Source organism: Bacteroides sp. BFG-606, from assembly GCF_024788145.1.
GTDB lineage: Bacteria > Bacteroidota > Bacteroidia > Bacteroidales > Bacteroidaceae > Bacteroides > Bacteroides vicugnae.
Genome location: NZ_JANUIL010000001.1, coordinates 1,944,715 through 1,968,109, shown reverse-complemented (window position 1 = coordinate 1,968,109; position 23,395 = coordinate 1,944,715). Strand labels below are relative to the sequence as shown.

16 protein-coding genes and 2 pseudogenes are annotated in these 23,395 nt (G+C 40.5%); 11 read left to right on the top strand and 7 right to left on the bottom strand.

Annotation, left to right across the window (positions count from 1 at the left end; genetic code table 11):
* The first annotated feature begins 1 nt into the window (after position 1).
* The 6 genes and pseudogenes from NXV01_RS06965 to NXV01_RS26000 all read left to right on the top strand — a co-directional run bounded on the left by NXV01_RS06965 (position 2) and on the right by NXV01_RS26000 (position 7,415).
* Positions 2 to 2,452, top strand: coding sequence for a DUF4922 domain-containing protein (locus NXV01_RS06965; RefSeq protein ID WP_259022063.1), 2,451 nt, complete (start codon positions 2 to 4; stop codon positions 2,450 to 2,452).
* 12 nt (positions 2,453 to 2,464) lie between these two features.
* Positions 2,465 to 3,796, top strand: coding sequence for a SpoIID/LytB domain-containing protein (locus NXV01_RS06960; RefSeq protein WP_259022062.1), 1,332 nt, complete (start codon positions 2,465 to 2,467; stop codon positions 3,794 to 3,796).
* A gap of 15 nt (positions 3,797 to 3,811) precedes the next feature.
* Positions 3,812 to 5,096 (top strand): annotated as a pseudogene (locus NXV01_RS06955) (MFS transporter).
* Positions 5,097 to 5,142: 46 nt separating this feature from the next.
* Entirely contained in the window at positions 5,143 to 5,994 is an 852-nt protein-coding gene (locus NXV01_RS06950; protein WP_259022061.1) for an ATPase, read from the top strand.
* Between the two features lie 31 nt (positions 5,995 to 6,025).
* Positions 6,026 to 6,835 carry an N-acetylmuramic acid 6-phosphate etherase gene (murQ, locus tag NXV01_RS06945; protein ID WP_234132576.1) on the top strand — a complete coding sequence of 270 codons (810 nt, stop codon included), beginning with the start codon at positions 6,026 to 6,028 and terminating at the stop codon, positions 6,833 to 6,835.
* Positions 6,836 to 6,925: 90 nt separating this feature from the next.
* Positions 6,926 to 7,415: pseudogene (locus NXV01_RS26000) on the top strand (ATP-binding protein).
* Positions 7,416 to 7,480: 65 nt separating this feature from the next.
* Here NXV01_RS26000 and NXV01_RS06930 read toward each other — a convergent pair.
* From NXV01_RS06930 to NXV01_RS06915, 4 genes are read right to left on the bottom strand one after another with little or no spacing between them, the layout of a single operon-like run.
* The gene (locus NXV01_RS06930; RefSeq protein WP_148364039.1) at positions 7,481 to 8,497 is read right to left on the bottom strand and encodes a zinc-binding alcohol dehydrogenase family protein; all 1,017 of its coding nucleotides are present in this window, start codon (positions 8,495 to 8,497) and stop codon (positions 7,481 to 7,483) included.
* A 25-nt stretch (positions 8,498 to 8,522) separates the two neighbouring features.
* Positions 8,523 to 9,791 (bottom strand): L-fucose:H+ symporter permease, encoded by a 1,269-nt coding sequence (fucP, locus tag NXV01_RS06925; protein ID WP_148364040.1) that lies wholly within the window; start codon positions 9,789 to 9,791, stop codon positions 8,523 to 8,525.
* Between the two features lie 38 nt (positions 9,792 to 9,829).
* A complete protein-coding gene (locus NXV01_RS06920; protein ID WP_217721816.1) occupies positions 9,830 to 10,753 on the bottom strand; it encodes an amidohydrolase in 924 nt (307 codons plus the stop codon).
* 15 nt (positions 10,754 to 10,768) lie between these two features.
* Positions 10,769 to 11,701: an aldo/keto reductase gene (locus tag NXV01_RS06915; RefSeq protein WP_259022054.1), complete on the bottom strand. Its 933-nt coding sequence runs from the start codon at positions 11,699 to 11,701 to the stop codon at positions 10,769 to 10,771.
* A gap of 180 nt (positions 11,702 to 11,881) precedes the next feature.
* On the opposite strand from NXV01_RS06915, the gene NXV01_RS06910 reads away from it, so the two are divergent.
* Entirely contained in the window at positions 11,882 to 12,895 is a 1,014-nt protein-coding gene (locus NXV01_RS06910; RefSeq protein ID WP_234132580.1) for a LacI family DNA-binding transcriptional regulator, read from the top strand.
* 125 nt (positions 12,896 to 13,020) lie between these two features.
* On the opposite strand, the gene NXV01_RS06905 is transcribed toward NXV01_RS06910, so the two are convergent.
* The 3 genes from NXV01_RS06905 to NXV01_RS06895 all read right to left on the bottom strand — a co-directional run bounded on the left by NXV01_RS06905 (position 13,021) and on the right by NXV01_RS06895 (position 15,744).
* Complete coding sequence (locus NXV01_RS06905; RefSeq protein ID WP_148364044.1) at positions 13,021 to 13,581, bottom strand: FKBP-type peptidyl-prolyl cis-trans isomerase; 561 nt, start codon at positions 13,579 to 13,581, stop codon at positions 13,021 to 13,023.
* 11 nt (positions 13,582 to 13,592) lie between these two features.
* Positions 13,593 to 15,134, bottom strand: coding sequence for a glycine--tRNA ligase (locus tag NXV01_RS06900; RefSeq protein WP_087317094.1), 1,542 nt, complete (start codon positions 15,132 to 15,134; stop codon positions 13,593 to 13,595).
* 103 nt (positions 15,135 to 15,237) lie between these two features.
* Positions 15,238 to 15,744 carry an HU family DNA-binding protein gene (locus tag NXV01_RS06895; RefSeq protein ID WP_148364045.1) on the bottom strand — a complete coding sequence of 169 codons (507 nt, stop codon included), beginning with the start codon at positions 15,742 to 15,744 and terminating at the stop codon, positions 15,238 to 15,240.
* Positions 15,745 to 15,976: 232 nt separating this feature from the next.
* Between NXV01_RS06895 and NXV01_RS06890 the strand changes: the two genes are divergently transcribed.
* The 4 genes from NXV01_RS06890 to NXV01_RS06875 all read left to right on the top strand — a co-directional run bounded on the left by NXV01_RS06890 (position 15,977) and on the right by NXV01_RS06875 (position 23,391).
* Positions 15,977 to 17,122, top strand: a complete 1,146-nt coding sequence (locus NXV01_RS06890; RefSeq protein ID WP_148364046.1) for a DNA-binding transcriptional regulator — start codon at positions 15,977 to 15,979, stop codon at positions 17,120 to 17,122.
* Positions 17,123 to 17,288: 166 nt separating this feature from the next.
* On the top strand, positions 17,289 to 18,512 hold the full coding sequence (locus tag NXV01_RS06885) for a S9 family peptidase (RefSeq protein ID WP_259022050.1): 1,224 nt from the start codon (positions 17,289 to 17,291) through the stop codon (positions 18,510 to 18,512).
* Positions 18,513 to 18,542: 30 nt separating this feature from the next.
* A complete protein-coding gene (locus tag NXV01_RS06880) occupies positions 18,543 to 20,189 on the top strand; it encodes a hypothetical protein (protein WP_259022048.1) in 1,647 nt (548 codons plus the stop codon).
* Positions 20,190 to 20,313: 124 nt separating this feature from the next.
* Positions 20,314 to 23,391 (top strand): TonB-dependent receptor, encoded by a 3,078-nt coding sequence (locus NXV01_RS06875; protein ID WP_259022047.1) that lies wholly within the window; start codon positions 20,314 to 20,316, stop codon positions 23,389 to 23,391.
* The last annotated feature ends 4 nt before the right edge of the window (positions 23,392 to 23,395 follow it).

The window sequence follows — 23,395 nt, the reverse complement described above, 5'->3', positions numbered from 1 at the left end:
GATGAAGAAGAAAATTAATTGCTTCATACCTTTCGGCACCCCGGAAGATATCATGCAGACAGTGAAAGAACTACAAGCGTCAGAGCTAGTAAATAAAATCTATTTATTAGGTTCGGCGCCCGGCAAGAAAGCTCTTCCGGGGTGTGAATATCTCTCTGTTAAAGGGTTCTATTCCACAGACACAATGAAAACAATTGCAGCCAATGCCAATTCGGAATATACTCTGTTCTACTTGAAACAAACTCCATTAAAACTGGGACTGTATGCCTTGGAACGCATGGTGCAAATCATGGAGAACGATAAAAAGAATGGAATAGTTTATGCCGACCACTATCAGCTGATTAACGGAGAACTTAAACAAGCACCTGTCATTGACTACCAATTAGGAAGCGTCCGGGATGATTTCGACTTCGGCTCTATGCTTCTATTCAGTTCTTCTGCCTTCACTAAAATAGCAAATGCTTTGCGTGAAGAGTACGAATACGCAGGACTATATGCTATGCGTCTATTCATTTCTTACAAATATTCAATTGTGCACATCAATGAATATCTATACACCGAAATTGAAACAGATACCAGGAAAAGCGGAGAGAAACAATTCGACTATGTAAACCCCAAAAATCGGGAAGTACAAATTGAAATGGAAGCTGCCTGCACCGAATACCTGAAATGTATTGATGCTTATTTCATGCCTACTTCTTCACGGCCTGTAAATCTTCACAGCGAAAACTTTGAATTCGAGGCATCTGTCATCATCCCTGTGCGCAATCGTGCTCATACCATCCGTGATGCTGTCAACTCGGCTTTAAACCAGCGGACCACTTTTCCTTTTAACATTATTGTTATCGACAATCATTCCACCGATGGAACGACGGAAATACTCCAGGAACTAAGTACCGATAAGAAATTGATCCATATCATTCCCCAAGAGAATGATTTAGGCATAGGAGGTTGTTGGAACAAAGGTATACATCACGAAAAATGTGGAAAGTTCGCCATACAGTTAGACAGTGACGATTTATACAAAGACGAATCCACTTTACAGAAAGTCGTAGATACTTTTTATAAGGAAAGTTGCGCAATGGTAATAGGCACTTATCTAATGACCGACTTCCAGCTAAACGAAATAGCCCCCGGTATTATTGATCACAAAGAGTGGACACCGGAAAATGGAAAGAACAACGCTCTACGTATCAATGGTTTGGGTGCTCCACGAGCTTTCTACACTCCTATTCTTCGTGATATCAAATTGCCGAATACCAGCTATGGAGAAGATTATGCCATAGGATTACGAATCTCACGGGAATATAAGATCGGACGTATCTATGATGTAATATACCTCTGTCGCCGTTGGGAAGGTAACTCCGACGCCGCATTAAGCACAGAAAAGATCAATCGGAACAACTTCTACAAAGACCGAATCCGCACATGGGAAATTAAGAGCAGAATCCAGATGCATACTATCGATCAAGAGTTTCAGGAACTTGTAGAAGAAATGATAGAAAACCAAAAAGAAAACTGGGAACTTGCGAAAAGGAACTATGAAGCGTTGGAAGAAAATCTGGAAAAGAAAAAAGTATTGAAGCTGAAGAAAGAAGACAGAGAGATGAAAGTTATAATTTTCCCAAATCCTCAACGCATCCTCTCGACCATGGCAAAAACAGATAGTCATTCTATCCAAGAAAGACCTTGTTTCTTATGCGGGAAAAACCGCCCCGCAGAGCAAACATATCTACCATTCGGACATTATGAGGTATGCCTCAATCCTTACCCCATTTTTCAGCGTCACTTGACAATCATCGACAAGGAACATACTCCACAAAGCATGAAAGGACGTTTTGAAGATATGCTTCACTTAGCTGAAAATCTGGACGAGTTCTATATACTCTATAACGGACCGGAGTGCGGTGCTTCCGCCCCTGACCACATGCATTTCCAGGCAGCAGGAAAAGAAGAAGAACTGACTAATCCTTTTGAGCTGAATTTCTTGACGGATATATTAGAAAATGGAAACTGCGTAACAACTTATGTAGACGATTTATTTACAACTTGCATAGGTATTACATCAAGCCTGAAAGTTGAATTAATGCAACAATTTGAAAAGGTCTACAAAAATCTTTCCGCCATTTATTCGGATAAAGAACCTTTAATCAACATGATAACCTGGTATGGCCTTGATAAAATCAGCCATTTCGGAGGTGACGAAGTAGAAGTATGGAATTGCATCATTTTCCTACGCTCAAAACATCGTCCCGTTTGCTATTATACCCCAAATGAAAAAGGGCTATTAATAAGTCCGGCTGTTGCAGAAATGGGTGGCATATTCCCGATTGTCAGAGAAGAAGACATGGATAAATTAAACGCCCAACAACTCACAGAGATTTACAAGGAGATAAGTTTATCTCCCCAACAGTTAAATACTCTATGCGATCAATTATTCAAAAAGGAATAGCAATAAAATAGTATGCAAATCCCTCTAATAAGTGTTGGTATCCTTTCCGGGAAAGAGGTTGAATTCTCTTTCCCGGTGAAATTTAATTCTTCTGTCGGAACGGAAATTTCCGGAACACAGAAAGTTATTTATCAGAATGGAAAGATTCATTGGCAAGGGAAAGAATATAATGAATTATCTTTCACTTCCCAACAAAATGCACATGCTTTCTTTGAACTGAAAGATGTGACCATCGGAATCAACTTCCATTGGGAACGCAAAGAAGTCCAAAAATTCAAAGGGGAATTAAAAATTATCATCGAAGGAGAACAACTAACCGCTATCAATGTGATTTCCATTGAAGAATATCTCACCAGTGTCATTTCATCAGAGATGAGCGCAACAGCTTCTTTAGAACTACTAAAGGCTCACGCTGTCATCTCCCGAAGCTGGTTACTTAATAAATTGAGAATTGAGAATGATAAATTAAAAAATACGATGCCGTCAAACAGCGCAGCCAATCCTCAATTTTCAATTCTCAATTCTCAATTTATAAAATGGTATGACCATGAAGCACATAAGAATTTCGATGTATGTGCAGACGATCATTGCCAGCGTTATCAGGGAATTACACGAGCCTCAACACCACAAGCCATCGAAGCAGTCTCCGCCACGCGGGGGGAAGTACTGATGTATAAAGGAGCAATTTGTGATGCCCGTTTCTCTAAATGTTGTGGCGGAGCTTTTGAAGAGTTCCAAAATTGTTGGGAAAACGTAAAGCATCCTTATCTAATCAGACAACGGGATAGCAAGACTGAAAAACGACTTCCCGATTTGACCATAGAGACGGAAGCTGATAAATGGATACGTACCTCGCCTGTTGCTTTCTGTAACACGCAGGATAAGAAAATCCTAAGTCAAGTATTAAACAACTACGATCAGGAAACTGCAGACTTCTATCGTTGGAAAGTCAGTTATTCGCAACAGGAGCTTTCAAAGCTGATTCATCAACGTTCAGGGATTGATTTCGGACAAATCATTGATTTAATTCCTGTAGAACGGGGAACATCCGGACGTCTTGTCCGGCTAAAGATTGTAGGAACCTTACGGACACTCATCATTGGAAAAGAGTTGGAGATACGCCGCACTCTATCGACTTCCCATCTTTACAGTTCCGCCTTTGTAGTAGACAAGGAGTACGGAGATGAATTTCCTTCCCGATTTATCCTCACCGGAGCCGGCTGGGGACACGGAGTGGGACTTTGCCAAATCGGTGCCGCCGTGATGGGAGAACAAGGTTATAAGTATGAAGAAATACTATCCCACTATTACCCCGGTAGTACACTTGAAAAACAATATAAATAAAATCGAACGAATGCCATGACAACACCCACTATAAAAAGAAATCCCTGGAGTTGGATTCCAACCCTCTATTTTGCAGAAGGATTGCCTTATGTAGCGGTAATGACTATTGCCGTCATCATGTACAAACGTCTGGGATTATCCAATACCGAAATAGCCTTATACACTTCCTGGCTTTATCTTCCCTGGACTATCAAGCCGTTATGGAGTCCATTCGTCGATCTGGTAAAAACGAAACGTTCCTGGATTATCACCATGCAAGGGTTCATCGCCGCCGGATTTGCAGGCATCGCCTTTTTTATTCCAACGACACATTACGTACAATTCACTCTTGCTTTCTTTTGGTTATTGGCATTCAGTTCGGCTACGCATGACATCGCAGCAGACGGTTTTTATATGCTCGGACTCAACAACAAGGAACAATCTTTCTTTGTAGGCATCCGAAACACATTCTACCGACTCGCCAATATTTTCGGGCAAGGTATTCTCGTCATGCTGGCAGGATGGTTGGAAACCTCTCAAGGCAATATCCCTCTGGCATGGAGCATCACTTTTTACCTCCTGGCCGGATTATTCCTGGCTCTTACTTTGTACCATCGCTTTATCCTCCCCCCATCCCGATTCCGATGTCAAACGTCCCGGACTCACAGCAGGTAAGCTATTAGAAGACTTTCTTCTGACTTTTGTCACTTTCTTCAAAAAGAAACACCTGGGTCTCATGTTCTTTTTCCTGCTCACCTACCGATTGGGAGAATCGCAGCTAGCCAAAATAGCTTCCCCCTTTCTATTGGATACCGCTGAAAAAGGAGGTCTGTCCCTATCTACGACAACAGTCGGAATGATCTACGGGACCATAGGTGTCGTAGCTTTGCTACTGGGAGGAATTATCAGCGGTTTTCTCGTTTCCCGTGACGGTTTCAAGAAGTGGATATTGCCCATGGCATTAGCCATCAATATTCCCGACCTATTATATGTGTGGATGGCAGCCACTACTCCGGACAATACAATACTGATTGCCAGTTGCGTAGCCATCGAACAACTAGGGTATGGCTTCGGCTTTACCGCTTACATGCTTTACCTGATTTATATTGCGGAGGGTGAACACAAAACTGCCCACTATGCCATCGGAACCGGATTCATGGCACTTGGAATGATGCTTCCGGGCATGCCGGCAGGATGGATACAGGAACATATCGGATATACTCATTTCTTTATATGGGTTTGTATCTGTACTCTGCCTGGTATTATTGCCGCACTAATGATTCGTAACCGGCTGGAAGATTCTTTTGGAAAGAAACAATGAACTTACTTACTGAATAACTTAATACATTAAAAAGATACATCAAGATATGATACTTATTGCAGATAGTGGTTCTACCAAGACCGACTGGTGTGTCATCCTCAACGGCACACCTATCAAACGGATTGGAACGAAAGGGCTTAACCCTTTCTTCCAGTCAGAAGAAGAAATTCAGCAAGAGCTGACACATTCCCTCCTGCCACAATTGCCGGAAGGGACCATCAATTCCGTTTACTTTTACGGTGCAGGTTGTACACCCGAAAAAGCTCCCGTTCTCCGCCGGGCGATAGCCGACAGTTTACCTGTTGTCGGAAATATCAAAGCCTACTCGGATATGTTGGCTGCTGCCCGTGGATTATGCGGCCATGAAGCAGGCATTGCCTGCGTTCTGGGAACAGGCTCCAACTCCTGTTTCTATGATGGAAAAGAGATTGTCAACAACATCTCTCCTTTAGGCTTTATCCTGGGAGACGAGGGAAGTGGAGCCGTCCTTGGCAAATTACTGGTGGGAGACATTCTGAAGAATCAACTTTCGCCTGCCATCAAAGAAGCATTTCTAAAACAATTCGACCTGACAGCTCCCGAAATCATCGACCGGGTTTACCGTCAGCCCTTCCCGAATCGTTTTCTGGCAAGTCTGTCACCTTTTATAACGCAACATCTGGAAGAGCCGGGGATAAGACAATTAGTGCTTGGCAGTTTTATTGCTTTCTTCCGAAGAAACGTAATGCAATATGATTACACGCAGTATCCTATACACTTTATCGGATCAGTGGCTCACTGCTACAGGGAGATATTACAAGAAGCTGCACAAGAGACAGGAATCAGAATTGGAAAGATTCTGCAAAGTCCGATGGAGGGATTAATTTTATATCATACCGCTTCATCTCAATCCTTGTAATTTGTATTTTTAGTCAATCGCCATTACCAATATGCAGATAACCGAACAATCGTCGCTCTACGACAATTTAGAAAAGAAGTCCGTACGGGAAATATTAGAAGACATTAACCGGGAAGACCAAAAGGTAGCGTTAGCCGTTCAAAAAGCCATTCCACAGATCGAACTGCTCGTCAACCAGATTGTGCCCCGCATGAAACAGGGTGGACGTATCTTTTACATGGGCGCAGGTACCAGCGGCCGCTTGGGAGTGCTGGACGCTTCGGAGATACCACCGACATTCGGAATGCCTCCTACCTGGATTATCGGATTGATAGCCGGTGGAGATACCGCCCTGCGCAATCCGGTAGAAGGTGCCGAGGACGATATGAACCGGGGATGGGAAGAACTTACGGAATATCATATCAACCCCAAAGACACCGTGATTGGCATTGCTGCTTCGGGCACTACTCCTTATGTAATCGGTGCCTTGCGGGAAGCTCGCAAGTATGGCATCCTGACAGGTTGCATCACCAGCAATCCGGATTCTCCGATGGCGGCAGAAGCAGATGTCGCCATCGAAATGATTGTCGGTCCGGAATATGTCACGGGAAGTTCGAGAATGAAATCAGGCACCGGACAGAAAATGATTCTGAACATGATTAGTACGTCGGTGATGATTCAACTCGGACGGGTGAAAGGAAATAAGATGGTAAATATGCAGCTTAGTAACCATAAACTAGTGGAAAGAGGAACCAGAATGATTATGGAGGAATTGGGATTAGAGCATGACCATGCACAAAAATTGTTGCTGTTATACGGTTCGGTTAAAAAAGCGATTGACGCCTATCATCAGCGGTTATAAACGATAGCATTCATCCCCTAAAAGTTTTAATTATACTTCAAACTTACACGAAACTCACGGAAAGTTTAAAGTATAATTAAAGTTCTTAGAATGATAAAGTTTTCCAGAATACTCAAAAAAAGAAAAGGGTATGTTGAACAAATAGAACCCTTCATGCAGAAATCTGTAGCTAAAGTATTAACGTGGCAACGACGTGTGGGTAAAAGCTTCCTGCTATATCAGCTGATTGAAGAAATTCTAAATAAAGAGCCAAATGCCAATACTATCTATATTAATCTGGAAGATTTCGCTTTCAGTTCACTGCAAACAGCACAAGGCCTACATTCTTACATTACTTCTCAAAATAAAGAAAAAGAGAGGAACTATATTTTTATTGATGAAATACAAGGCATTCCCGAATTCAAAAAGGTAATACATTCTCTATTACTCAACGAAGACAATAATATATATTACAGGAAGTAGTGCAAAGATGCTTTCTGGAGAACTTGCAACCTATTTAAGTGGTATATATATTGAATTCAATATATATAGTCTTTCATATCCAGAGTTTCTAGAGTTTCATGAATTAATTGAGGGATAGCAGACGATAAAAAGATGAAAAGCATGAAACCTTTCATCTTTTTTACAATCAATATGGACAAGAGTTTAGAATTCCACCAGAATACGGAATACCTTCCCCGGATTAGCCGCCCATTCCTGCATAGCTTCTAAAGCTCCTTCAGGTTTGGCAACTTTCGAAATCAACTCTTCTACCGGACAATTTCCTTCTTTCATATAATTGATGACTGCACGGAAGTCTGCCGGCAAGGCATTTCTGGAACCACGAATATCCAGTTCTTTCTGAACAAAGAGTTTCGTTTGAAAAGCAACTTCACTCTTAGCATAGCCGATACAAACCACCCGTCCTGTGAAACCGACTTCATCTACTGCCATTACATAAGTCACCGGACTACCAACAGCTTCAATCACGACATCAGCGCCCAATCCCTCTGTAATCTCCTGCATCCGTTCGTGCACATTTTCTGTCTTGGAGTTAATCACATAAGAGGCGCCTACCTTTTTCGCCAGTTCCAGCTTTTCATCATCCAGGTCAACAGCGATTACCGTTGCACCTCTCAAAGCAGCACGTACAATGGCACCAATACCAATCATACCACAACCAATCACCATCACAAATTCATTATCGATTACTTGTGCACGAGATACGGCATGAAAACCGACACTCATCGGTTCGATCAAGGCACAGTCACGAGAAGAGATATTACCTGCCGGAATAATCTTTGTCCAAGGCAATACAGCATATTCGCACATCACTCCATTGCGTTGCACGCCTAATGTTTCATTATGTTCGCAGGCATTAACACGGCCATTACGACAAGAAGCACATTTTCCACAGTTGGTATACGGATTCAAGGTCACATTCATACCTTTTTCAAAACCCGCCGGAACATCCGGGCCGATTTCCTCAATGACTGCTCCTACTTCATGTCCCGGTATCACAGGCAATTTCACCATCGGATTTTTACCCAGGAATGTGTTCAAGTCGGAACCACAAAAACCAACATACTTGATTCTTACTAATACTTCACCGGCTCCAACGGTCGGTTTTTCCAGTTCAACCACCTTCATTTCGGAGGGATTGATAATTTGAACTGCTTTCATTTGATATGTATTTGATAAAATTTTATTAATCGATTACTTTATAACCTTTCCAGCCATAGTAGGCACAGAAGACAAAGCAAATCATCGGCACGCAATAAGCCACATAATAAATATGCTCATTGGCATGCATGAAATAAGCTGTCAACTGCGGGAGACAGGCATTACCAACGATCGCCATTACAAGAAAGGCCGAACCGCTCTTCGTCTGATTTCCAAGTCCTTTTAAAGCCAATGAGAATTGAGTGGGATACATAATGGACATAAAAAACGAAATAGCCAGCATCGCATATAGTCCGATCATTCCTCCCCATATCATCACCACTCCGCACAGGAGGATATTCATCAGGGCATAGAGCAACAGCATATCTTGAGGACGGAATTTCACCATCAAGCCTGTACCAATCCAACGCCCCAAAAGAAAAGCCAGCATATAGAGTCCGAAGAAAGTGGTAGCCGTATCTTCCGGCAATCCTGCATAGGTGCAGCAATAGACCAGGAAAAGACTATTGATGGCTGTCTGCCCGCCATTATAAAAGAATTGGGCAATCACTCCCCAACGAAGATGCGAGTGTTTTAATACTCCGAAGTCTATCAGTTTTTCTTTCTTAGCATCAGTCACCATTGCATCTGAAGAGGTTGTTTCATCTCCAATCTTCGGCAACTTTGAAAAGACAAATACAACGGCTATGGCAATGAGCAGTAAGGCCAATATCAGATAAGGAAGTTTCATGGCATCTGTTTCCAGTTGGATATAGGCTTGCCAACCACCCGGATAATCTACAGGAAGCGTTTCCCGTGTGTAATGATTCCCACTAAGGATGAGTTTACTTAGGAACATGGCAGCGATAAAGGCTCCGAGTCCATTGAAAGACTGTGCCAGATTCAATCGGCGGGGAGCCGTTTCAGAGGCACCCAGCACTGTTACATACGGATTGGCAGCCGTCTCCAGAAAGCACATTCCGGTGGCAATGATAAAGAAGATGCAAAGGTAAGCCCAATATTCTTTTAGCATGGCAGCAGGGAAAAAGAGCAAACCTCCGATAGCAGCCAGGATAAGTCCGAATATAATTCCCGCTTTATAACTATATCGTTTCATGAACATAGCTATCGGAATAGGAAAAATAAAGTAGGCAAGCCAATAGGCTGTCTCTGTAAAAGAAGCCTCAAAGGTATTCAGTTCACAGGTCTTCATTAATTGCCGGATCATCGTAGGAAGCAGATTACTGCTTATCGCCCACAGGAAGAAAAGGCAGAAAACCAAAGCTAAGGGTATTGTATATGTATTCTTTTTCATGGTATAAATATAGTTTCACGATAAGATTGTTTTCTCAATCATTCGGACATGTTCTTGATGTAAGGAAGCACGGGGAGATCTGTAAATCCATAGAAATTCCGGGCATTCTCTCCTAAAAAGAGTCTTTTGTCCTCTTCCGTCAATTCAGAAGACTTCACCACAAAATCATAAGACATTTTGTAGGTGATCGCTGTGATGGTACGCGGATAATCCGAGCCCCACATCAGTTTTTCCATTCCTACCAGATCTGCCGCTTCACGGATGGCTTTTATGGCTCCTTTAAAAGGATAGAACTCGTCATTGAAAAGCCAGGTGATTCCACCGGATTCAATCATCACATTGGAATGACGTGCCAGACGGATTTGCTCTTTCCAGTCGGGCCGTGTCACCATTCCGAAGTGTCCGATAGCTATCCGCAAATCCGGACATTCCTGAATAATCTCCTCCATTTCAGGAACCTGTGTGGCTCCGTCGGCTAAATCAATAGAAAGCAGAACGTCCTTATCTTCCATATAATGGAACATATCCATCATCTCTTCACTGTTCAGCATCACTCTTCCTTCTTTCAGTAATAGCCGTTGTGCCGGAATCTTGATTGCCTTAAAGCCATTATCAATAAGTTCCTTGGCATGATTCAGAAATCCCGGTTTACGGAATTCACACATGCCGCAAACAATAAAACGATTGGGAAAACGTTCCTCTACTGTTGCCAGATAATCATTCTGAATTCCATCAATAAATTCTTGCGTGATGACTGCGGCAGCTACCTGCGCATAATCCATATTCGAAAGAAACGTCTCCGCATCATTCACCCCATTCACCATGAAAGGAGGAAGCATCTGGCGAATCTCTCCCATAAATTCCGAACGTCCATTCTGTAAAGAACGAATGGGTAAACCATCTACTACCGTGTTCTGCTCTATCCACAGATGAGCGTGCGCATCAATAATTGTATAGTCCATACAAATGATTCTGTTTTATGAATTTGCCCAGCTTACCCGTTTCTGTTCTCCGATAATCTCCTGCACTTCCCGAACGAGTTCCCAATCAATAGGTTCTTCGATGAAAGCGATGTTCTTTTTCACATTCTCCGGATTAGTCGTACTAAACAAAGTCGTTGCTATACGGGGATTGCTGACGGAAAATTGCATAGCCAGTTTCTCTATCGGATAGTTTTTTGCCTTGCAATGTTCCATGGCTTTACGGCAAGCTTCTACCAATGGTTGGGGAGCCGGATGCCAGACAGGAACACCACGTTCACTCAACAATCCCATTGAAAGCGGAGAAGCATTAATCACACCGATTTCTTTGGATTCAAAATAGTCCAGAAAGTCTGCTAATTTATCATCACACAGGCAGTAATGGCAGAAGCTAAGTACAGATTCAATCGTACCGCTGGGTGAATGATCGATGACCCATTTCAAGTTTTCCAGTTGCAGGTCAGTAATTCCTACGTGACCTACCACACCTTTTTCACGCAACTCGACCAAAGCCGGCAGTGTTTCATTGACCACTTGATTCAAATCGGCAAATTCCACATCGTGCACATTAATCAGGTCGATAAAATCTATATTCAAGCGTTCCATGCTCTCGTACACACTTTCCGTCGCACGTTTTGCAGAGTAATCCCACAGGTTCACTCCGTCCTTTCCATAGCGTCCCACTTTGGTAGAGAGATAATAGCGATTGCGGGGAAGATCTTTCAGTGCTTTTCCTAAAACTGTCTCTGCTTTGTAATGTCCGTAATAAGGAGAGACATCTATAAAGTTCATTCCCGATTCAACAGCTGTGAACACGGCCTGAATGCCTTCTTTTTCTTTCAAATCATGGAAAACTCCTCCTAAGGAAGAAGCTCCGAAACTAAGAGATGACACTTTCATCCCTGTTTTTCCGATTTCATGGTATTGCATAACTTTTAGGTTTTAAATCATTTTGTATGTGACAAAAGTAGGTAAGGAATGGTTTCAGTGCAGCAGAGAACAGTCGAAAAACCAACGTAACGGTTTACGTAAAAAAGATTGCTTCAGATGTTTTTAATTTTCCGGGAATGTGCTTTCTTTGTAAAAAGAATCTAAGTTACAGACTTTCAAATGGAAAACCGGAAACATACTTCACTCAAAGATCTCGCCCAAGCACTGGGGGTATCGATTCCCACTGTATCCAGAGCACTGAAAGACAGTCCGGAGATCAGTCGTGAACTTTGTGCCAAAGCAAAAGAACTGGCCAAAGAGATGAACTACCGTCCCAATCCTTTTGCCATGAGCTTACGGAAGAATGCACCGCGCATCATCGGAGTAGTAGTTCCGGATATTGTGACTCATTTCTTTGCATCTATTCTGAACGGAATAGAAAATATGGCCATTGCCAACGGATATTTCGTGATTATCACCACGTCGCATGAGTCGTACGAACATGAAAAAAGGAATATTGAGAATCTGGTGAATATGCGGGTAGAGGGTATTATCGCCTGCCTGTCTCAAGAAACAACCGATTTTTCCCACTTATCCGCCTTGAAAAACATCAATATGCCACTTATCCTATTCGACCGCGTTTGTTTGACCGACCAATTTTCTTCAGTGGTAGCGGACGGAGTGCAATCTGCACAAATGGCAACGCAACATCTCCTCGATAATGGAAGCAAACGGGTAGCCTTTATCGGAGGAGCGAATCACTTGGATATTGTAAAGAGAAGAAAGCACGGTTATCTGGAAGCTCTACGCGAAAATCGGATTCCTATCGAAAAAGAGTTAGTCGTTTGCCGGAAGATTGATTATGAAGAGGGGAAGATTGCCACAGAGACACTGTTATCTCTCCCCCAACCTCCTGATGCTATCCTTGCCATGAATGATACGCTGGCTTTTGCAGCTATGGAAGTTATCAAAAGCCGTGGACTTCGTATACCGAATGACATTGCTATTATCGGATATACCGACGAGCAGCATGCCAATTACGTAGAACCTAAATTATCTGCCGTTTCGCATCAAACCTATAAAATGGGAGAAACTGCCTGCCAACTATTAATAGATCAGATTAAAGGAAATAAGACAATCAAACAGGTTACAATTCCGACACATCTGCAGATTAGGGAGAGTAGTATAAAATAAATTCAGGAAAGAAATATATAGTAGAAAAATGAAAAAGTAAATTCTGCTATTGAGATAAATAAAAAATAAGGTGTTGCATCTAAACGATACAACACCTTATTTATATTTATTATATTGTTATAAGATTATCTCTCTACAATCTTCTCTAATCTAACATTATATACTAATGCCGAATAAGCTTGCAGATTACCATCATTAGTGCTTGAGCCATATCCACTTTGATAAGGAATATACAAAGTCCAAAAATCACCAACTACCATATGTATCAGCGTATAAGACCAGCCGGAAATAACACCATTCAAAGTAAAATTTGCCGGAGAATCAAAGTCTGTAGGTTCTGTTCCTGTGTAAGTCTGTTGAACTACATCTCCATTGAAATAAGACATACGATAATGTGCACTTACTGTAGAAGTATATTGAGGCACCTCTTTGCCCGTCCCTTTTTTCACCTTCTTAACATATATCCATTGACCAGTTACCTCATCTTGATAACGATAAAGTTTCTCCGGATCATTCTTAGCTAAAGCCTGATTTTCAGGACTATCATACACACTAGCGATCGAGTCTATAAAAGCCACACTACGTGCCTGCCAATTATCATAACGACTCGTCTCTTCCGTTTCACTGCAAGCAGTGAACGCAAGAGCCAGCAATACTAAGGAGAATAAATAGATCTTTTTACTCATTCGTCAAAGGTTTATTGTAAAGTTTTCAATAGAGAAGTGATGCTTACTCTGTCTGCGATGATATTATTCAGTTCAGAGATAGCGACACGCTCTTGCTGCATGGTATCGCGGTTACGCAATGTCACACAATTATCTTCTAATGTCTGATGATCGACTGTTACACAGTACGGAGTACCAATAGCATCCTGACGGCGATAACGCTTACCGATACTATCTTTTTCGTCATATTGACAATGGAAGTGGAACTTCAGGCTGTCAATAACTTCACGGGCTTTTTCAGGCAGACCGTCTTTCTTTACCAACGGCATAACTGCCAGTTTCACCGGAGCCAGAGCAGCAGGCAATTTCAAAACAACACGGCTTTCACCATTTTCCAGCTGTTCTTCGCAATAAGATGCGCTCATGATACTAAGGAACATACGGTCAACACCGATAGAAGTTTCGATTACGTACGGAGTATAAGACTCGTTCAGTTCCGGATCAAAGTATTTAATACTCTTGCCGGAGAACTTCTCATGTTGAGACAAGTCGAAGTTAGTACGAGAGTGGATACCTTCTACTTCTTTGAATCCGAACGGCATCAGGAACTCGATGTCAGTAGCGGCATTTGCGTAATGAGCCAGTTTATCGTGATCGTGATAACGATAGCTTGCATCTCCGAAGCCAAGTGCCTTATGCCATTTCAAACGGATTTCTTTCCATTTCTTGAACCAGTCGAGTTCTGTTCCCGGTTTTACGAAGAACTGCATTTCCATCTGTTCGAACTCACGCATACGGAAGATGAACTGCCGGGCAACGATCTCGTTACGGAAAGCCTTACCAATCTGTGCAATACCGAAAGGAACTTTCATGCGGCCTGTTTTCTGTACATTCAGGTAGTTTACGAAAATACCCTGTGCAGTTTCCGGACGAAGGTAAATCTTCATTGCTCCTTCGGAAGTAGAACCCATTTCAGTAGAGAACATCAGATTGAACTGACGAACTTCTGTCCAGTTCTTAGTACCGGAGATCGGGCATACGATTTCTTCATCAATAATGATCTGGCGTAATTCTTCCAAATCACCATCGTTCAGAGCTTTAGCAAAGCGAGTGTGAAGTGCGTCGCGTTTTTCCTGATGTTCCAATACCCGTCCGTTAGTTGAACGGAATTGAGCCTCATCAAAAGATTCACCGAATCTCTTGGCAGCTTTCGCTACTTCTTTATTGATTTTATCGTCATACTTTGCCAACTGATCTTCAATCAGTACGTCAGCGCGATAACGTTTTTTAGAATCCTTATTGTCAATCAAAGGGTCATTGAATGCGTCTACGTGTCCGGAAGCCTTCCAGATAGTAGGGTGCATAAAGATGGCAGAGTCGATACCGACAATGTTCTCGTGCAACAGCACCATGCTGTCCCACCAGTATTTCTTGATGTTATTCTTCAATTCAACGCCCATCTGACCGTAGTCATACACAGCGCCTAGTCCGTCGTAGATATCGCTCGAAGGGAATACGAAACCATACTCTTTGCAATGCGATACAAGCTTCTTAAAAACGTCTTCTTGTGCCATTTTCTTTTCTATATCTATTAATTTGAATTTGCTTTTTTCGTAAAAAGTGCCACAAAGATAGGGATTTATCTCATAAATAAGACAGGGAGGGTATTAATTTATCTTATTCCTGAACTTCTTCACCGATTTCCGGTGCCACCATACGGTCATATTCTTCTCGCTCCTGCTCCCAGTCCGCTTTCTTCATTTCTTTGGTCAGCATCTCTTCGGGTATATACAGATTAAAAGGAATACGCATGCATTTCATTTTTTTCACTTCCCGGCTAAATTCAGGACAAGCCACGAAATAGACACGTGATACGGACACCTTTCCCGGAGTTACCTGTTCGGGGCGTTCAAATCCCGGACTGGTCAGTGACGTATGGAATGTGCCAAGTCCTTCGATAGTAACCGGCTGTCCGATAGACAACAGACTACGGATAGCATCAACCATTTCCGTCAATATACCATCTATCTGCCCGCGATGAAATCCACTCCGTTTTTCCATGTACTCAGCAAATTCTCTATTCCGAATCGGATCTATCAGTTTTTTGGGTACACCATACCATAATTCTTTTCTTTCTCCCGATGTTAAATCGGCTTTTTTTCTCACTACATAAGGTACTGCCATCGTCTATACTCCTTTCTTTTTTCGTTTATACTCGTGTTCTATCTGACACCCGGGTGCCAACACCATTGAGACCCGGGTGTCAAACATACCAACACCCGGGTGTCAGTGCTCATGAGACCCGGGTGTCAGATAAGTGTTGGCTGCAACAAAATTAAGTCTTTATTGCGAGAGAACAAAAGAATTCTTCTATATTTGTGCATCCCTACATTATACTAAAGAAAAACATAGAACTATGATTAAGATTCTTCTATTGATAGACTATTCAAGCGAATTTGACAGGAAACTGCTACGGGGACTTGTCCAATACTCCAAAGAAAACGGCCCCTGGCTCTTTTATCGGCTACCTTCTTATTATAGCGCGATGTATGGGGAACAAGGTATTCTGAAATGGGCGAAAGAATGGAAAGCGGATGCCATTATTGGTCAATGGAATAACGACACGATCGATTTGCAGAAAGAGTTGAATATTCCGGTAGTGCTACAAAACTATCATCACCGAAGTGTTACTTACTCCAACCTGACAGGTGATTATAAAGGTACGGGAAGAATGGCAGCCCAGTTTTTTGCCAAAAGAATGTTTCGCAATTTTGCTTATTTCGGTGTTAAAGGAGTCGTATGGTCTGACGAACGCTGCGAAGGTTATCGGCAGGAGGTAAAACGTATCGGAGGCGAATTTTTCAGTTTCGAATCGGATAAGCAGGAAGACGAGATAAGAATGGAAGTAAGCCAGTGGTTACAGGAACTTCCCAAGCCTGTCGCCTTATTCTGTTGTGATGATGCACATGCCCTGTTCATTTCTGAAACTTGCCGGATGAACAACATTCATATCCCGGAAGAAATCGCTCTATTGGGTGTAGATAACGACGAACTAATGTGTAATATTTCCGACCCGCCTATTTCATCCATAGAGCTTGAAGTAGAAAGAGGAGGCTATTCTATCGGCAGACTCATCCACCAACAAATAAAGAAGGAACATGAAGGCACTTTCAATATTGTTATCAACCCCATCCGCATCGAATTACGCCAATCAACAGAGAAACACAATATTAAAGACCCTTATATTCTCGAAGTGGTGAAATATATAGATTCACATTACAGTTCCGACCTAACGATAGAATCTTTGCTTGCCAACATTCCGTTATCCCGCAGAAACTTTGAGGTGAAATTCAAACATGCAATGAATACTTCTATATATCAGTATATCCTGAATTGTCGTTGTAACCATCTGGCAGATTTATTACTCACGACAGATCGGTCTTTAGCCGATTTGGCAATAGAGGTGGGGTTCAAAGATTATAATAATATCTCGCGTGTCTTTAAAAAATATAAAGGTTGTTCACCTCTGGAATATCGCCAAAAGAAGACTAGTCATATTTAATTTTCGTTTTTTGAATAGTACTTTTCGTTTTTACTATAAAAACTATTATAGAAACAACCTACTTTTGCCATAAAAGTTAATACTCTCTCAAAGTAACGAAGAATGTATTAGCTATATCCAATCTTTGTTATATCCTTAAATAAATATACTATATATAATTTCTAAAATGTCAAGTACCATTCAAAAACAATGCAAAAGGAAAATGCAGCTAACAATAAAGTTCGGATTTTCCAAACAGTTTTTTATATACTATATAATTATCTGCATAGGGTTCTGCACTGCTAGTTGTATAGAGAATAAACAAACTAATTCACCGCAATATAATACAAAAGCATGGAATAAAATAAAAGATTATTTCAATCCGCCAGTGATATATAAAGATAATTATGGAAATTATCGTTCCCCTCTGTTACTGAATAATGGAGACACTATCAAGAATGTAAATGATTGGAATAAAAAACGAAAAGAAATAAAGGACACATGGATGAATTTAATGGGGAAATGGCCTCCTATAATTAAAAATCAAAAATTTGAAATATTAGATACGCTTAAACGTGAGAACTTCTATCAATATCGTGTCCGCTTCTATTGGGTTCCTAATGAACAAACAGAGGGGTATTTACTAATCCCTGATAAGAGAGGGAAGAAGCCTGCTATTATTTCTGTTTTTTATGAACCTGAAACTGCCATTGGAATCGATGGAAAGCCTAATCGTGACTTCGCTTATCAACTTACTAAAAGAGGATTTATCACCCTGTCATTAGGAACAACCCAAACAACGAAAGAAAAAACATACTCCATATATTATCCGACGATCAATAATGCTTCTCTACAACCTCTATCAGCATTAGCCTATGCAGCTGCCAATGCATGGGAAGCATTAGCCAAAGTCCCTGATGTAGACTCTACTAAAATTGGCATTGTCGGACATTCATATGGAGGAAAATGGGCAATGTTTGCATCTTGCCTCTATGACAAATTTGCATGCGCTGCATGGAGTGATCCGGGTATTGTTTTTGATGAAACAAAAGGGGGATACATCAACTATTGGGAACCTTGGTATCTTGGCTATTACCCTCCGCCCTGGAAAGATACCTGGAACAAAAACGGATATACTAAAGCAAAAGGAATTTATTCGCAGTTACGTAAAAATGGGCATGATTTACATGAAATTCATGCACTTATGGCTCCCCGCCCTTTTCTTGTTTCCGGAGGCTTCTCTGACGGACCTGAAAGATGGATACCTCTAAATCATACAATACTCATTAATCGAATTCTAGGGTATGAAAACAGGGTAGCGATGACCAATAGAGCGAAACATGATCCTGATCCCGAATCAAATGAAATCCTTTACAATTTCTTCGAGTGGTATTTATGTCCCACTAGTTGACAAAAAACATTACATAATAAAAAATATCTTATGAAAAACTCAAAAATTAATTGCAGAGCCACTATCAATCGATTCATTTTGCTCTCTCTCACTTTATGCTATATTTTCACAGCATATTGTAGTAATAAGGAACAGGAAATAAAACAATTTCTCATTTATGATGCTATGTCATACATCGGCAAACCAGACTTAAGTCACTATGGTCTTCAGCCTGTTTATCTAATGTATGAAGTAACCTTGACAAAAAAACACTCCGATCATTCTTCAAAAGTCATACTTGACTTCAACAAAATCGAGAAACAAGCCAAACTTGCATCCTTATTTCCGAGAACTATGATTTCAACGGATATAGAACAATGGTATTACGAGCCTTCACTTACAGACCAGGAAATAGAACAAAGATTCGACACATTATTTAGTTACTTTAGACAAAAAATTTCACCAAACATAACAATCGGCAACTATGGAGCCGCTCCTACAGCCTTATGTGTACACCGATACTACCATTCCAAAATGTCAGAAGATAGTATATTGATGACTTGGCGAAAAAGCAATAAAAAACGTTGGGCTGCACTCAAATACGCAGATGTAGCTCAACCCTCTCTTTACATTGCCGAGCCTAATATCGAATCTTGGATAAAAGATCTGCAAATAACAGTAAAAGAAATAAAAAAACACTACCCTAATAAAAAAATTATAGCATATATTTGGCCCCAATACTATGATAAAAAAGATAGTCCATATTATAAACAATTCATTTCCCCCCACATTTGGAAACAAATACTAGAGGCTACTTATACATATTGTGATGGAAGTATCATATGGTCAAGTAGAACTGATGAAAATGACCAATCAGTATTCTGGGAAGATCTTCGGGTGCAACAAATCTGGGAAGTAACAAAACATTTTATCCATTCCCACAAAAGACAGATTGTGTTTCCTGAAAAAGAAAACTTGTCCATATTAACTTCTACTCCACAAGAATTCAATATATATTTAAACACAAATCATCCCCAATTAGCCCAATATGGAGTTCAGACGATACAAATGATTAATGAAAAAGATTTGGGAAACTGTAGCAATGAAACTTTTGTTCTTGATGTAGACAAAGTGAAACAACTTGCCATACAAACTCCAAAATCCTCCAATACGCCTATATGTATTGCACCGATTAATAAAAAGAGTGATACATCAGATTATCAAGAAATTTACAAACTATTAAAAAAAGACAATGGTAATCAAATATGGCAAATACCCTCCACAAGTTTAGGTAAACTAAGGCTTCATAATTCAAATATGCATGTCAACATGGGAAGTTGGGCAATAAATACAATGAATTCTCCGCAAGAGCTGGAAAAATTCACAGATGCCATTATCATAAATGCCCCTATCGTTGATAATGACACAATCACTTGGAAGAAAGAATTATACATTACGATAAAAGAAGCACAATTCAAATCTGAAGGAAAACCAATATATGTATATTTGCCAACCGCCTCGCTTAATAACAATTATACAATAAAAGCAACGGAATGGAAAACTGCATTGAAAACCGCCCACCAATGGTGTAACGGTATAATAATACATGATATAAACAACAATCTACCTGACACGAATACAGCAATATGGCAAGAAACTTTAAAATTCATAAGAGAAATGAAGAATACAGTAGATTAAACTTACGTTTTTTGAGGACTAGTCTGCGTAAAATCAAATCGACACCTTGACATATCAAGCTATATTTGCACTATTAGGATATCCAATCAATAAACTGCAATGCCAAATTTAAATTTAATACAAGATGAAAATAAAACTATTGAAAAGCAAAATTCTGCGAGATGCATCACGAATAAATTTTTTACCGATATGCATCTTTATGTTCTTTTTCCTTTTTACTCCCTTTGTTTATTCCCAGAGTAGAAAGCAAATAACAGGAAGCGTACAAGATGTTCAAGGAAACCCTCTTATTGGAGTTAGTATCTTGGAAACCGGAACATCAAATGGGACCATCACAGATATGAATGGTACCTACTCTCTCAATATAAGTTCCACAAATGCAACACTAAGATTTTCATATATTGGCTATGAAGAACAACTAATTAAAATACAAGGTCGAAATGTCATCAATGTAAAGATGAATGAAGAAACTAGCAATTTAGATGAAGTCGTAGTGGTTGGCTATGGAGTACAACGAAAGTCCGACTTAACCGGAGCTATATCTTCCATTAATGCAGCTGAGACTCTAAAAAAAATGCCTGCGGCCCAAGTAGCCGATTTACTCCAAGGACGCATTGCCGGGCTTAGTATTGTAAACTCATCCGGAGCTGCAGGGGCTACCCCTACGCTACGTGTCCGCGGTGTAAACTCCATAAAAGCAGACGGTGGCCCATTAGTCGTTATCGATGGTTTTCCTGGTGGTAACCTCAGTGCTATAAATCCCGCAGATATAAAATCTATTGAAGTACTAAAAGATGCCTCATCAACAGCAATATATGGTTCAAGAGGAGCCAACGGTGTCATCTTGATTACAACAAAATCTCCTAAAGAGGGCAAATTATCAGTAGACTACAATGGTTATGTTGTTGCCGGAACACCAGCCGACAAACCTTCCATCATGCCCGTAAATGAGTTCGCCCGTATGGCCAATGATTGGAATCAGGCATATTATGGTAAAGACCTATATACAGAAAGACAAATCACTAATTTCACCAATGGATATGATACTTATGATTATATGGGAAATATCATCAATGATTATGCCATCAGCCATTCTCATGACATCAGCATCAAAGGAGGAAATGATAAAATGAGCTTCTTATTTTCCACTCAATATATTCATAATAAAGGAATTGCCGGCCATTCCACAAATGACAGATGGAACTATCGTTTAAAAGTGGATGCTAATATCACTAAAAAACTAAAATTTGGAGCTAATTTTTATGGAATGATTAATAGTGCTGCAGGAAATAACTTCTCCGGACAATACAGTCTACTCACTTTGGCACAACAATTTCCGCAAACTGTACTTCCGTATGATAAAGAAGGAAACCTCACCCAAGGAACTATCGACAATACCGGTATTTACAATCCAATAGGTTTCATTGATGAACAAAAAAAGAATAACAACGAGGATATGACTTTTAATAACTGGTTACAGGCATATATCAGTTATGAAATTATTCCCGGATTAACATTCAGAAATGAACAGCAAATAAATATAGGAAACCGTTTTTATGGAACCACAAGCAGCAAACAAAGTATGAATGGGTTCCTAAAAGGAAAATCATTAGCTACATATTATGATGCAAATTCATGGGGGTGGCGCATGACAAATACACTTAACTATACAAAGGAACTAAACAAAAATAATCGCATCAACGCTACTATTGGTGTAGAAGAAAGCCTATCACGTTCATACATCATGAGGCAGACTGCAGAAGGATTAACTTCCGAAAGCATCGGCTGGAAAAATATGATGTTGGCAGAAACCAGCAAACTAGAAGACAATGAGGTTAGCAAGACAACAGCCATATCGTATTTCGGACGAATCAACTATGTCTTAATGAACCGCTATATGGCCACAGTAACATTCAGAAGAGACGGTTCTTCCTTGTTGTCTTACGACCATAGATGGGATAACTTTCCTTCTTTCAGTCTGGCTTGGAATCTAAAAGAAGAATCATTCCTTAAAAATATTAATTCTTTAGACCAATTGAAACTAAGATATGGATATGGAGTTTCCGGAAACCAGGCAGTAGCAGTTTATTCGGCATATACACAATATAATGCAACAATAGGAAACGGCCAAATAGCTTATACGCTTGTCCCGGGTAATCCTATATTAAAATGGGAAAAAACACATCAACATAACTATGGGGTCGATGCTGCTTTTCTAAATGGCAGAATTTCATTCACATTCGATTATTACGACAAAAAAACAAAAGATGCCATTAATACTGTAGTTCTCCCGGCAGATACAGGTTTATCATCCGGACTAAGAAACGCTGCTGAAATCAGCAACAAGGGGTTTGAAATTACTTTGGGAATCACTCCGCTTACGACAAAAGACTTCTATTGGAAAGCCGACATTTCATTGGCTCACAATAAAGCTAAAATTGAAAAATTAGGAGATATAGATTCGGATTTCATGGAAATAGGCACAGGATGGGGAAATTCATTCTATCGTTACTTTGTAGGAGAACCGATCGGTGCAATCTACGGTCTTCAATCCACGGGAGTATGGAGTACCGAAGAGTATAATAACCCTGATATTAAAAAACCAACTTCTCCTACAGTAAGACCCGGCTCTTACAAATACGTTGATCAAGACGATAGTGGAACTATAGATGCAGATGATTATGTCATTATTGGTAACGGGCAACCCAAATTCAATTGGGGAATGAATAATTCATTTACCTATAAAAACTTTGACTTGAATATTTTCTTAATCGGTTTTCATGGATTTGATATTTACAATTACCCAAGAGCCAGACTTACAAGTTCCTTATCTCCATTCCCCGAATTAGCCGAACGCTGGATTGCAGGCAAAAATGAGAATGCAATTATTGCCGGATTCGGTAAGGACCGGGACGCTATAACAAGCCCTGAAACGGTAGCATCATCTACATTTATAGAAAAAGGAGATTTCGTAAAATTGAAAAGTATTACTTTAGGTTATAATTTCTCCAAAGGTTTATTGTCAAAAATAAATCTAAGTGCAGCGAGAGTATATTTTTCGATAAAGAATGTTTGTACAATCACCAAATATTCCGGAAACGATCCTGAATTGTCAATAAGTAACCCTCTACGCCCCGGACTTGATATGGGAACTTATCCCAGTCAAAGAGAATATCTACTTGGCTTAAATGTTTCATTCTAAATAC